Consider the following 11,752-nt stretch of genomic DNA (forward strand, 5'->3'; position numbering starts at 1 on the left):
CACAAGGCCCGTCGGACAACGGCGGCTGAAGGATGACAGGCATGGGAGAACCCCCGAGGGCGACGTCTGATGGCTACGAATCCCGCGCCGCCGGGGCCTGAAGGACGACCGGCCCGACTGGCCGCGGCACGTGCCACCATGCTGCGCGCGGAGGCCGGTCCCACGGATCGCCGGTGGGGGCGGTCTTCCCAGCTCACCGACACGGGGGAGCCGACGCGCAGCAGTCGCCCGTATGGGGGAGCGGGCAACACCCTCATACGCCTGCGGCCCACCGGGAGATGATCCCGATGGGCCGCAGGGTGGTTCGTGCCGCGCCGTCAGTCGATGTCGTCGAAAATCGCCTCTGCGACAAGCGCGGTAAGTGCGTTACCGACCCATCGGAGCAGCAGGTCGGGGTCGGTGCAGTCGAGGATGCGGCCGTGCACGTCGTGGCTGACCGCAAGCTGCCGCTTCCGGAGCACAATCAGCACTGCCTTCCTGAGACCGAGCAGGATGCCCTCCGCGCGGCCGCGGGCCCGTGCCCCGCCGATGAGGCTGCGCCCATCGGGGAAGACCGGACGGGTCGCCATCAACCGCCCTGTTCCTTGCCGTCGACCGTCCGGTCGTCGAAGATCGCCTCGGCGACGGGGGCTGTGATGGCGTTGCCGAACCATTGGGTGAGTAGGTCGGGGTCGGTGCAGCCGGTGACGCGCTCGCGGACCTCGTCGCTGACGGCAAGCCCACGCTGCTCAAGCAGAAGCAGCAACGCCTCGGCGCGCCCCTCGGCGCGCCCCTCGGCACGGCCTTCCTCGCGGCCTTCCGCACGGCCCTGGGCCAGCGTCTCGCCGACGAGGGTGCTTCCGTCGGGGAAGATCGAGCGGATCATCAATTCCCTCCAGGTCTTGCAAGACGGGCTGTCTCCCAGCCCGGCCTCCACCAGTTGCGAGTAGTCCGTGACGAAGTCCTTGTACTCCGCGACGGTGTCCTCGTCGATCTCGCCGAGGGCGCCGGCCAGCGCGTCCAGTATGTCCGAAGCATTCGGCGCGCAGCGGTGAATCATCGCCGCGAACGCCGCCATGGCGAGGTCGGTAGCGGCCTCATCCTGGCTGGTGATCATCGGCATGTTCGCGGGACCGATCACCAGCGGGTGAACGGCCAGCGCCTCTGGCCAGGACGAAGGCCCCAGTTCGAAGCGGTTGGCCGCCCAACTCTCCGTGCTGCGGTCCTGGGTGACGACCAGCAGCAGTGCGGGGCACTCGTACTTCGCTCTCAGGTAGGCCAGGTAGTAGGCCCAGCTCGTCGGCTTGACCGGGTCGCGGCGGCCTTGTGACTCGACGGCCAGCAACATGTGGCCGCCGTTGGGCGGGTCGAGCCGGAAGACGCTGTCGACGCGTCGTTCCAGCGGGCGGATCTCGGTGACGTCGGGGGAGACCTCCTCCACCGCGGTGGCCGCGGGTAGCTCCGTTCCGAGTAATCGCAGCACGGATTCGACGAGGTCGGGATGCATCTGGAAGATCCGATGCGTCGCCTCGTGGTTCGAAGTGACCATGCGGCGAAGCTAGGGGCCGGTGTCTCCGCTTTTCCGGGAAACCGGACTCGATCACTCTTGCGAGTTAATACGACATTGCACGTCACGAAAGCTCGTCCGGGACGACCAGACCCGTCTCATAAGCGCAGATCACCGCATGGACGCGGTCCCTCAACGCCAGCTTCGAAAGCACGTTGCCGACATGCGTTTTGACGGTGTGCTCGCTGATGACCATCTCCCTGGCGATCTGCGCGTTGGACAGCCCGCGGGCGAGCAGGAGCAGCGTTTCGCGTTCGCGTTCCGTCAGTGACGCCAGCCTCGGGTGCGGGCGGCCTGGTTCCCGCGAAGGCGGAGCGGGGGTCTCGTCGTGGGCGCGGGCGGCGACCATGCGGGTGATGAGGCGGCGGGTCACCGACGGTGCGAGCAGCGAATCGCCCGCCGCGACCACCCGTACGGCGTGGACGAGGTCGTCGCGGCGGACGTCCTTGAGCAGGAACCCGCCCGCCCCCGCCTGCAACGCGTCGTACACGTAGTCGTCGTGGTCGAACGTGGTCAGCATGACGACGCGGCTCGTCGTCTCCGCGCACACCAGGCGCGTCGCCTCGATGCCGTCCATGCGCGGCATGCGCACGTCCATCAGCACCACGTCGGGCCGGTGCAGCCGCGCCGCGTCGACGGCGGCCTGGCCGTCGGGGACTTCGGCGACGACGGTGATGTCGGGCTGGGCGTCCAGGATCATCCCGAAGCCGCTGCGCACCAGTTCCTGGTCGTCGGCGACGACCACGCGGATCGGGCCGCTCCGTTCGGCCGGGTGGGGCGGCGGGGGAGCCTGGCGGGAGGCGCGGTCGTCGGTCACCGCGCAAGTCTGGCGTACGGCGGACTCCCACGTCAGCGGCAGGTCTTCAGCCCGCGTTCGGCGACCCCGGGTCCGGCCTCGGGGGGCGCCTCGCCCACCGTTTCCGGGGCCAGCGGCAGGCGGGCCGCCACGCGGAAGCCCCTGCCGTCCTCGCCGGGCCCGGTGTGGAGCGTGCCGCCCGCGGCCTGCACGCGGTGCGCGAGTCCGGCGAGGCCGTGCCCGCCGCCGGACGTACTGCTCTTCGCCGCGCCGGCCCCCGCCGCCGGGCCGGTGCCGTCGTCGCGGACCTCGACGTCGAGCCGTCCCGGCGTCCAGGACAACGTGACGTCCGCGTGCCGCGCGTGGGCGTGCCGCACGGTGTTCGTCAGCGACTCCTGCACGAGCCGGTAGACCGCGAGGGACACGTCCGGCGGCAGCGGGCGCGCGGGACCCGTCTCGGTGAACGACACGCGCAACCCTGCGTCGCGGACCCGCGCGAGCAGGTCCGGCAGCGTGTCGACGCCGGCCTGAGGGGCACGCGCCGCGGCCTCGTCGACGCCCGCGCGCGGGCCGCCGTCGGGGTCGCTGAGCAGGCCGAGGAGCCGCCGGAGCTGGGCCATGGCGTCGCGCCCGGCGTCGGCGATGGCGTCGAACACCGCGACGGCGCGGTCCGGGTCGCGGTGCACGACGGCGGCGCCCGCCTCCGCCTGGACGACCATGAGGCTCACGGCGTGCCCGAGGATGTCGTGCATCTCCCGGGCGATGCGCTCGCGTTCGCGCAGCGCCGCGCGGTCGGCCTCGAGGTCGCGGGCGCGCACCAGCTGCGCGGCGCGTTCCTCCAGGGTCGCGGCGTGGATGCGGCGGGTGCGGGTGGAGCAGCCGAGCACGTACGCGGCGAGCAGGCTCAGCAGCGGGAACATGTTGCCGTAGACGAGGTCGCTCACGTCCAGGCCGGACGCCAGCAGGCCGGCGACGCTCAGCAGCGGGATCCACCGGCGGATCACGTCCGGCCCGCGGTCGGCGACCGTGTAGACGGCGATCAGCGCCCCGTACTGCAGGTGCTGGCTGGGCAGCGCGGGCACGCGGTCGTAGCCGATCGCCGACACCGCGACCACCATGGCGACGGAGAACGGGAAGCGTCGGCGCCAGATCAGCGGCAGCGAGGTCGCCACGATCAGCACGAACGCGTACCAGGGGGCGGTGCGCGGCGAGCCGTCGGTGTCCAGGCACAGCAGCGCGAACATCGTGCCGAACACGAGCAGCGCGAGCGCCGTGTCGACGGGGTAGGGGCCGAGCGCGGCGTTGACGTCGCAGACCCGGCGCCAGGCGCGGGCGGCGGGGTCGGCGACGGTACGGACGACGGGGAACGCGCGGACGGCGTCGGCGGTGGGGAGCGCGGGCCACGGCCGTCGGGCGCGCGGGGTGGCTGCCTGCCCGTCGGGTCGGTCGGACCGGTGGTCGCCGGAACGGGCGTTCGCCGGGGCGTCACGGCCGTCATCGTTCCGGAAGGAGGGCGACCGGCCGTCCCGCTCCCGGGCATCGGTCTCCACGGACAGACCGGGGGTGGCAGCGGCGCCGACCACCGACGGGCCGGCCGCGTCATCCGTACCGCGGGTCGACGGCAAGGGTGGGGACGCCACGCGAAAGTCCTTCCGTCAACTCACGGGAGCCCGCGGGGGTGTGCGGGCGCCTCCGAGTATCGATGCGCCATGCGCGCGGCGACTCCCCCGCGCGGGGGATATACCGCCGCACGTATCGAACGCGAGCGTGAGCACAAACGCGAACGCGAACGCGACCACGAAGCGCCCGAGCCCACCGGCCGCCCGACCGCGTGCCGCGACGGCCGGCCGTGCCGCGACACCGTCCCCCGTCAGACGCCCTGCGCGTCGGCCGCCGCCTCCCGGATCGCCCGGTGGGTCCTGGCGTTGCGGGTGCGCAGCAGAGCCACGGCCCGGTCCAGCCAGGCGGGGTCGCCGAGCCGGTGGGCCTCGCCGGTGCCGGCGGTCTGCACCAGCAGCGCCTGGACGAGCACGAACTCCGTGGAGCCGTACGCGTACGCGTGGCGCTGGAACGGCAGCACCACGCCCACGTACGGGTGCCGAAGCGTCAGGTGCAGGTACCCGCGCCCGTGGCCCTTCCACGGGCCGGGCAGGCCGCCGAGCAGGCCGAGCGGGGAGAACGCGCCGCGCGGGTTCCGGGCGCCGAGGGTGAGGGCCGTGATGTCCATGACCCGGGGCCAGGGCGTCACGTCGACTGCACCGCTGGGGGTGTGCTGGTGGAGCCCGTCACCCCGGAACTCGAGCCGGTCGGTGTGCGGCCGCGTGGTGTCGCCCAGCGCCCAGCTGTCGTCGAGGCGGGTCAGCGGGCCGAAGGACGCGCTCGTGGTGCTCATGCGGCGATGGGAACACGCGCGGGGACGGCCCCGGGCGGGTCCGGGCCCGATCCGCGTAAACGGGACGCCGGAGCCGGGGCGGGACCACTCTCCCGCCCCGGCGTCCGGGCCTCAGGCCTCGATATGGGAGAACGGTTGGGCGCGCCAGTCCAGTCCGGCCGGGAGCACGGTTCGGGGCGGGGTGGCCGGGGCCGGTTGCGGCGGGGCCACGGTGTCCTTGTCGGGGTCGGCGGCGCGTCCCGAGCCTGCGCAGACGGCGATGCCGAACGGGTCCGTGGGGTCCGGTCCGGCCGCGTGGACGGGGACCACCGGGGCGTCGTCCAGGTACGGGTCGGCACTGTCCCACGGGGGCTCGTCGCCCTGATCCGACGTCAGGACCGTTCCGCAGTCCGGGCAGCGCAGCCGTACCGGGACGGTGGCGGCGTGGTCGTCGTCCGGCGCTCGGCCGGGCGGGGGGACGATTCCGGACGGGCGGCCCCTGTTCCCAGAGGCTCTGTCGGCGTCCACCGGACCGGTCTGGTCCTCGTCGTCCTCGGGGCCGTCGGCCGCAAGCTCGGGGTGGTCGCGGATGTCCAGGGCGATGCTGCTCATGGGGTCCCCCTGTTCTCCTGCGCGGACGCGCCTGGAGGTGCCGGGCGGTCCCGCTGCGCCGACGATAGCCGCGCACACCGACGGAGCGCAGCACCCCAATTCCCGGCCACGTGCGCTTGGCCGGATTCCTCCCGAATCGCCCCTGGCGTGCGGGGGCGTCCGCCACCGGCTGCGGCGGGGGTTCAGTCCTGGCTGCTCTCCGTGGGGTGCGGTTCGACGGCGCGGCGCAGTTGTTCGAGCCGGTACGGCAGGGGCTCCCAGCCGGGCCGGCCCACCATGTCCGCGTTCACCTGCACGACCGTGCGGGTGTAGGCGCGGGCGAGGCCGCGCGGCATGAGGGGCATGCCGGGCGGGCGCAGGCGGGCGTGGCCGTCGGCGTCGAGGACGCCGGCGTGGTTGCCGCGCACCGACACCCACAGCGCGGTGCGGGTGCCCTCGACGTGCTGCACGAGTTCCTCGCGGACGTCGAGCCAGCGGCGCATCGCGGCCCGCGTGTGGTCGGACAGTTCGTGGCGTTCGGTGGTGGGCGGGGCGACGGAGCGGGCCTGCGGCTTGCGGACGACGGTGACGGCGTCCAGGTCGGGGGCGAGGTCGGCGACCTTGAGCGCGCACAGTTCGCCGGCGCGGGCGCCGGTGTCGAGGACGACCCCGACGAGCGCGAACAGCCGGACGCGCCCGGCGTCGGCGCCGGGGCGGTCGGCGGCGGCCTCGAGCCAGCCGTGCAGCAGGGACCGCTGTCGGGCGCCGACGGGGGCCTTGAGCTCCTGCATGGCGGGGCGTTCGGGCAGGACGACCGGGACCTTCGCGGCGCGGGCGAGGATCTCGAGGCAGTCCATGCGCACGCGGACGCTGGCGACGGTGGACGCGGGGGCGCCGGCCGCGGCGCGCAGCCGCAGTTCGCCGCGCGCGGCCAGGTCGAGGTAGCGCTCGGCGGGTTCGGCGGCGAACAGGTCGCTGAGCGAGGCGCGGGCGCCGCGCGGGAAGTCCTCGCGGTCCAGGGCCCGCCGCAACTCGCCGACGACCCAGCGCAGTTGGCGGGCCCGCGCGGGGGAGACGCCGTCGCGGGACGTGGCGCGCATCAACGCGCGGTCGAGCTGGTCGAGCACGGGCGGTCGGCCTGCGGTCGTCATGCCGCCAGCGTATCCGCCCAATAACGGGCCGGTCCCAGTTGCCGCGCATGACACGCGTGTTCGAGCTCGACCCGCCGCCGACGGCAGGCCCCGGTGAGGGTCTCAGCGGACAGACGTGCACGATCACGCACGACGACGTCGACCAGGGCCCGGAAGCCCCGGGAGGCCCCGGCACATACGCCGAAGAGGCAGTGGCCGAGTTTGCCCGCGCCCTCGCCCCCCCCGGGCACCAGCTGCCACTTGGCAGGCACGTCGGCGACGGCACAACACTCCATGCCGAACACCGGACGCCGAGGCCGTCCGGCGACCGAGGGCGCCGCGTCTCCGCCCACCGTGGGCCCCAGACCGGAGGGCTGCTTCGCGGGGCGCGCTGCACGAGGCCCGGCTCGGCCCACGCCGTCCGGGCCATCGCCGAGTTCCTGCCGCACGTCCTCCCGGCAGGAACCCCGTGGAAGCGGCCCTCTCCGCCCGGCCCGAGCTCCGCCGACTCGCCGCCGGGTCGCACGCCCTCCGCATCGGCACACTCATCGCACTCGCGCCGTTCAAAGGCCTCGCGGGCCTGCCTTCGGCCCGAGCGCGCCCTGCGGGTCACAGGTTCGGCGGGCGGCCCTCGTACGGCGTGCTCAGGACCACGGTCGTCCGAGTGGACACGTTCGCCGCCGCGCGGATTTTCGCGAGCAGGGACTCCAGGTCGCCCGGGGCTCCGACGCGCACCTTGAGGATGTAGCTCTCGTCGCCGGCCACGCTGTGGCAGGCCTCCACCTCCTCCAGGTCGGCCAGCCGCTCCGGCGCGTCGTCGGGCGCGGCCGGGTCGATCGGCTTGACGGAGATGAACGCGGTCAGCGGCAGCCCGAGCGCGTCGGGGTCGACGACGGCGGCGTAGCCGCGGATGACGCCTCGCTGTTCGAGGCGGCGTACGCGCTGGTGCGCGGCCGAGGTCGACAGGCCGGTGGCCTTGCCCAGGTCGGTGTAGCTCATGCGACCGTCCCGGACAAGCAGCCGGACGATCTGTCGGTCGAGGTCCTCCACGCCGCCAACCTAGGCCATCGCGCCGCCGGGGTGCCGACCGAGATCGCCTTCGCGTCCTCCGCGCGTGTCCCACCGGGGGCGAACGCCGGTGCGCGGAGCCGGTCGCGACCCGCGGACACGGGGGCGGGGCGCGGGCCGCGACCGGCCGGGGCGGGGGCCTTGATGCCACGGTACGCCGGGCCGGCCGCGGGTGCGGGGCGGTTCGCGGGATTAACCCGCACGCCCTTCGCGGCACCGCTCCCGCGGCGTCGTTTTGCGGCCAACACCCGTATGCGGCAAGGGAGATCGCGGTCACGAAAGAAACCCCGCCCCGAGACCGGGCTTGACGGTGGACGACCGGATCGGTCCGCCGCGCGCACGGATCGGGGCGAGCTGCGATCATCCCGGCATGGCGCTGGAGTTCTGGGAGGACGACGAGGACCGGTACTGCCTGTCCGAGATTTCGCTGCACGACGGTGAGCGCAGTTTCGAGCTGAGCCGGGCCCGGCACGGGCCGGCCGCGTGGGCGGGGACGCCGTACGCCGACGACCTGCTGCCCGGGCAGGCCGTCGTCACGGTCGTGCAGCACGGGCCCGACCACTACGAGCCCGACGAGACGCCGGCCCCGATGCTGTACTGCGACAGCGAGACGTGGATCCCGATGGCCGTGATGCAGTGGTTCACGGAGCGGGTGGCGGCGCGGCTCGCCGAGGCCGCGAAACCCTGACCCTCAACCTCACATTGAGAGTTGTCCGGGTTTGCTCCCTGCCCGTCTCCCGCACGGCCTCTCCCGGCGTGTCGCGGGCGTGACGCGCCCCGCGGCACCCCACCCGACGGCCCGACGCCGCCCCGGCGCGAGCCGCGTGTCAGCCGACGCCTCCCCACCCGGCAGACTTGCCCCATGACCGTGATCCTGCTGCGCAATGGCAACGTCTACAGCCCCGCCGACCCCTTCGCGACCGCCATGGTCGTCGAAGACGGCACCGTCGCCTGGATCGGCGCGGAGGGCGCCGCCGAGGCGCACGTCTCGTCGGCGGACGAGGTCGTCGACCTGCGCGGCGCACTGGTCACCCCGGCGTTCGTCGACGCCCACGTCCACGCCACGTCCGCAGGCCTCGCGCTCACCGGCCTCGACCTCGCCGACACCGCACCCGGCCGCGGCCTCGACCTGGTCGCCGCGTACGCCGACACCCAGCCCGCCGGCGCGGTCGTCCTCGGACAGGGCTGGGACGAGCCCGCGTTCGCCCCCGGCATCCCCGACACCGCCGCCCTCGACCGCGCGGTCGGCGACCGGCCCGCCTACCTGTCCCGCATCGACGTGCACTCCGCCCTCGCCTCCAGCGGGCTGCGCGCCCGCGTGCCGGGCCTGGAAGGCATGACCGGCTACCACCCCACCGGGCCGCTCACCGCCGCCGCGCACCACGCCGTCCGCGCCGCCGCGCACGCCGCGCTCACCGACGACCAGCGCACCGCGGCCCAGCGCGCCGCCCGCACCCGCGCCGCACAGCTCGGCATCGGCACCCTCCACGAGTGCGCCGGCCCCGACATCTCCGGACGCGCCGACCTCGCCCTGCTGCGCGCCCTCACCGCCGCCGAACCCGGCCCCGAGGTCGTCGCCTACTGGGGCGAGGCCGTCGCCACCGCCGCCGAGGCCCGCGCGCTCGTCGCCGAACTCGGCGTCCACGGCCTCGGCGGCGACCTGTTCACCGACGGGTCGATCGGCTCGCACACCGCCTGCCTGCACACCCCGTACACCGACCGCGACGGCGTCACCGGCACCGCCTACCTCGACGACACCGCGATCGCCGCGCACCTGGACGCCTGCACCGAGGCCGGCGTGCAGGCCGGGTTCCACGCCATCGGCGACGCCGCCGTCGACGCCGTCGTCGCGGGCGCGCGCAAGGCCGCCGCCCGCCACGGCGCCGGCCCCGTCCGCGCGCTGCGGCACCGCGTCGAGCACGCCGAACTCGTCTCCGACGACGCGCTGGCCGCCTTCGCCGAACTCGGCCTCGTCGCCTCCGTCCAGCCCGCCTTCGACGCCCTGTGGGGCGGCCCGGACGGCATGTACGCCCGCCGCCTCGGCGCCGAACGCGCCGCCCGCATGAACCCGTTCGCCGCCCTCAACCGCGCAGGGATCCCCCTCGCGTTCGGCTCCGACGCCCCCGTCACCCCCCTCGACCCGTGGGGCACCGTGCGCGCCGCCGCGTTCCACCACACGCCCGAGCAGCGGATCTCCGTGCGCGCCGCGTTCAACGCCCACACCCGCGGCGGCCACCGCGCGGTCGGCCGCGACGACGAGGGCGTCCTCGTCCCCGGCGCCCCCGCCACCTACGCCGTCTGGCGCACCGGCGAACTCACCGTCCAGGCCCCCGACAGCCGCCTGTCGGCCTGGTCCACCGACCCCAGCTCCGGCACCCCGGGCCTGCCGGACCTCACCCCGGGCGAGCCGCTGCCGCGCTGCCTGCGCACGGTCGTCCGCGGGACCACGGTCCACCAGGCCGACGAGGACTGACCGCACTACCGGCACCACCCCGCACCCGCCGGCACGCGGCCCCCGCCGTGCCGTTCCCCGCGCCGCAACCACCACCGCGACGCGCACACACCGGGAACGGCACGGCGCCGCACCCAGGCCGCCGCGGTGGAGGACCGGCTGCGCCCCGTCGGTGGGCCGCTGGGCGACATGCCGGTGCCGAAGGGCCCGACGCCGAAGGGCACGCGCATACCGCACGGCCCGCGCCGCGACCGAACACCGGACCCCGGCATGCACGCGGTCGCGAACTTCGCGCCCTCGTCCGCCGTGGTGTGCCGCAACCCGGCGGTGCACGGGCCCGCGTCGTGGTTCCACCACCCGACCGGACCGCACGTCGGCCCGGACTCCACACCCGGACTCCACACCCCACCCCCGACTCAACGCCCGAAAGGACCACCGTGCCGCTGCAGGTCGACCTCGCCCGCCTCGCCGACCTCACCACCGGCCGGCCCGACCAGCCCGACCCGCTCGCGTTCGCGACCGTCTCCGGCGCGCACCTGTACGGGTTCCCGTCCCGCGACTCGGACGTCGACCTGCGCGGCGTCCACGTCCTGCCGCCGCGCGACCTGGTCGGACTGCGCGAGGGCGAGCAGACCCGCACGCGCATGTGGGACGAGGACGGCGTCGAGTACGACCTGGTCACCCACGACCTGGGCAAGTTCGCGCGCCTGCTGCTTCGCCGCAACGGCTACGTCCTCGAACAGCTGCTGTCCCCGTTGGTGGTGCGGACGAGCGACACGCACGCCGAACTCGTCGCACTCACCCCGCGCCTGCTGACCCGCCACCACGCCCACCACTACGCCGGGTTCGCCCGCACCCAGACCCGGCTGTTCGACCGCACCGGCGAACTCAAGCCCCTGCTGTACACCTTCCGCGTCCTGCTCACCGGCATCCACCTGATGCGCACCGGCGCGGTCGTCGCCGACCTGCCGCAGCTCGCCGCCAGCCACCCAGCCGACGCCCCGCCCTACCTCGCCGACCTGATCGCCGCGAAACGCGACGCCGAACACGGCGCCCTCGACGCCCTGGTCACCCCCGAGACCGCCCACGCCGACCTCACCCGCCTGAACGCCACACTGGACGACGCCCACCACGCCAGCCGCCTCCCCGACCAGCCCGACGCCTTCGACGCGCTACACGACCTGGTCGTCCGCACCCGGTTGGGGCCCCAACGCGGCTGACGCGCCGGCACCTTGGCTGAAGACGGGGCTGCTCCGTCGACGTGGGGGGTGGGTGGCGGCGGTGAGTCGGGTGGGCTCCTGCGGCACGAGGTTCGGCCCACTCCGTCGCGGAGTCGCGTCGTCGGCGTGCGAGCGAGCCGCCATCCGCGTGCCCGGGCCCCGCGCGTTGCGGCGTGGAAACCGTCGGCCGTGCACGGTCCCCTGGCCTGTCTGCCGGCGGCGGCCATCTCCCCCTCCCGATTTTGGATTGTCCGCGCGGCCGACCGGCTGTCAAGGCGCGGTGGATCTCCTTTGGAACGGTGGCCTGTCCCGGGGTCGGGGAGGCGCCTTGACAACCGCCCGGCCGCGCTTAAGAACGCGGCAACTATCGGGAGGGGGAGGCGGTGTGGAGGCGCATCGGGTGCGTTGCGTTGCCGGGCTGCGGTCCCGGCGTGGGGCGGGCGGCCACCTGTGACGACCGGTGACCGGCCCCTACGGACCTCCTCAGCGCCCACATCACATCAAATCGGGGCATTTGGGTGCTGGATCTCCTATTGGCTTTCCGTCAAGAGACCGAAACGGCAATATCTTGCCGTTTC

General features: G+C 74.3%; 11 protein-coding genes. 3 read left to right on the plus strand and 8 right to left on the minus strand.

Going from position 1 to position 11,752, the window contains the following annotated elements:
- Nucleotides 1-317: 317 nt before the first annotated feature.
- From QI554_RS16605 to QI554_RS16640, 8 genes are all read right to left on the minus strand, one after another.
- Nucleotides 318-569 carry a hypothetical protein gene (locus tag QI554_RS16605; RefSeq protein WP_281470744.1) on the minus strand — a complete coding sequence of 84 codons (252 nt, stop codon included), beginning with the start codon at nucleotides 567-569 and terminating at the stop codon, nucleotides 318-320.
- Nucleotides 569-1,528, minus strand: coding sequence for a hypothetical protein (locus QI554_RS16610; RefSeq protein ID WP_281470745.1), 960 nt, complete (start codon nucleotides 1,526-1,528; stop codon nucleotides 569-571). Before QI554_RS16610 ends, QI554_RS16605 begins: the two co-directional genes overlap by 1 nt.
- Before the next feature lie 82 nt (nucleotides 1,529-1,610).
- Complete coding sequence (locus QI554_RS16615; protein WP_425527991.1) at nucleotides 1,611-2,246, minus strand: response regulator; 636 nt, start codon at nucleotides 2,244-2,246, stop codon at nucleotides 1,611-1,613.
- Nucleotides 2,247-2,395: 149 nt separating this feature from the next.
- On the minus strand, nucleotides 2,396-3,982 hold the full coding sequence (locus tag QI554_RS16620) for a sensor histidine kinase (RefSeq protein WP_281470746.1): 1,587 nt from the start codon (nucleotides 3,980-3,982) through the stop codon (nucleotides 2,396-2,398).
- Between the two features lie 230 nt (nucleotides 3,983-4,212).
- A complete protein-coding gene (locus QI554_RS16625) occupies nucleotides 4,213-4,734 on the minus strand; it encodes a hypothetical protein (RefSeq protein ID WP_281470747.1) in 522 nt (173 codons plus the stop codon).
- Nucleotides 4,735-4,845: 111 nt separating this feature from the next.
- Nucleotides 4,846-5,325 carry a hypothetical protein gene (locus QI554_RS16630; RefSeq protein WP_281470748.1) on the minus strand — a complete coding sequence of 160 codons (480 nt, stop codon included), beginning with the start codon at nucleotides 5,323-5,325 and terminating at the stop codon, nucleotides 4,846-4,848.
- A 182-nt stretch (nucleotides 5,326-5,507) separates the two neighbouring features.
- A complete protein-coding gene (locus QI554_RS16635) occupies nucleotides 5,508-6,455 on the minus strand; it encodes a hypothetical protein (protein ID WP_281470749.1) in 948 nt (315 codons plus the stop codon).
- 588 nt (nucleotides 6,456-7,043) lie between these two features.
- Nucleotides 7,044-7,484: an Lrp/AsnC family transcriptional regulator gene (locus tag QI554_RS16640; RefSeq protein WP_281470750.1), complete on the minus strand. Its 441-nt coding sequence runs from the start codon at nucleotides 7,482-7,484 to the stop codon at nucleotides 7,044-7,046.
- 388 nt (nucleotides 7,485-7,872) lie between these two features.
- Here QI554_RS16640 and QI554_RS16645 point away from each other — a divergent pair, with 388 nt between their 5' ends.
- The 3 genes from QI554_RS16645 (at nucleotide 7,873) to QI554_RS16655 (ending at nucleotide 11,174) form a co-directional block, all read left to right on the plus strand.
- A complete protein-coding gene (locus QI554_RS16645; protein WP_281470751.1) occupies nucleotides 7,873-8,190 on the plus strand; it encodes a hypothetical protein in 318 nt (105 codons plus the stop codon).
- 174 nt (nucleotides 8,191-8,364) lie between these two features.
- On the plus strand, nucleotides 8,365-9,975 hold the full coding sequence (locus tag QI554_RS16650; protein ID WP_281470752.1) for an amidohydrolase: 1,611 nt from the start codon (nucleotides 8,365-8,367) through the stop codon (nucleotides 9,973-9,975).
- Between the two features lie 416 nt (nucleotides 9,976-10,391).
- The gene (locus QI554_RS16655) at nucleotides 10,392-11,174 is read left to right on the plus strand and encodes a nucleotidyltransferase domain-containing protein (RefSeq protein WP_425527987.1); all 783 of its coding nucleotides are present in this window, start codon (nucleotides 10,392-10,394) and stop codon (nucleotides 11,172-11,174) included.
- Nucleotides 11,175-11,752 lie beyond the last annotated feature (578 nt).

This window comes from Yinghuangia seranimata (assembly GCF_029953285.1).
Classification (GTDB): Bacteria; Actinomycetota; Actinomycetes; order Streptomycetales; family Streptomycetaceae; genus Yinghuangia; species Yinghuangia seranimata.

What these genes read in the sequence shown, in the direction of transcription:
- QI554_RS16650 (WP_281470752.1), top strand. Translation starts at nt 8,365, where the DNA reads ATGACCGTGATCCTGCTGCGCAATGGCAACGTCTACAGCCCCGCCGAC.
- QI554_RS16630 (WP_281470748.1), bottom strand. Translation starts at nt 5,325, where the DNA reads ATGAGCAGCATCGCCCTGGACATCCGCGACCACCCCGAGCTTGCGGCC.
- QI554_RS16605 (WP_281470744.1), bottom strand. Translation starts at nt 569, where the DNA reads ATGGCGACCCGTCCGGTCTTCCCCGATGGGCGCAGCCTCATCGGCGGG.
- QI554_RS16625 (WP_281470747.1), bottom strand. Translation starts at nt 4,734, where the DNA reads ATGAGCACCACGAGCGCGTCCTTCGGCCCGCTGACCCGCCTCGACGAC.
- QI554_RS16610 (WP_281470745.1), bottom strand. Translation starts at nt 1,528, where the DNA reads ATGGTCACTTCGAACCACGAGGCGACGCATCGGATCTTCCAGATGCAT.
- QI554_RS16645 (WP_281470751.1), top strand. Translation starts at nt 7,873, where the DNA reads ATGGCGCTGGAGTTCTGGGAGGACGACGAGGACCGGTACTGCCTGTCC.
- QI554_RS16635 (WP_281470749.1), bottom strand. Translation starts at nt 6,455, where the DNA reads ATGACGACCGCAGGCCGACCGCCCGTGCTCGACCAGCTCGACCGCGCG.
- QI554_RS16615 (WP_425527991.1), bottom strand. Translation starts at nt 2,246, where the DNA reads ATGATCCTGGACGCCCAGCCCGACATCACCGTCGTCGCCGAAGTCCCC.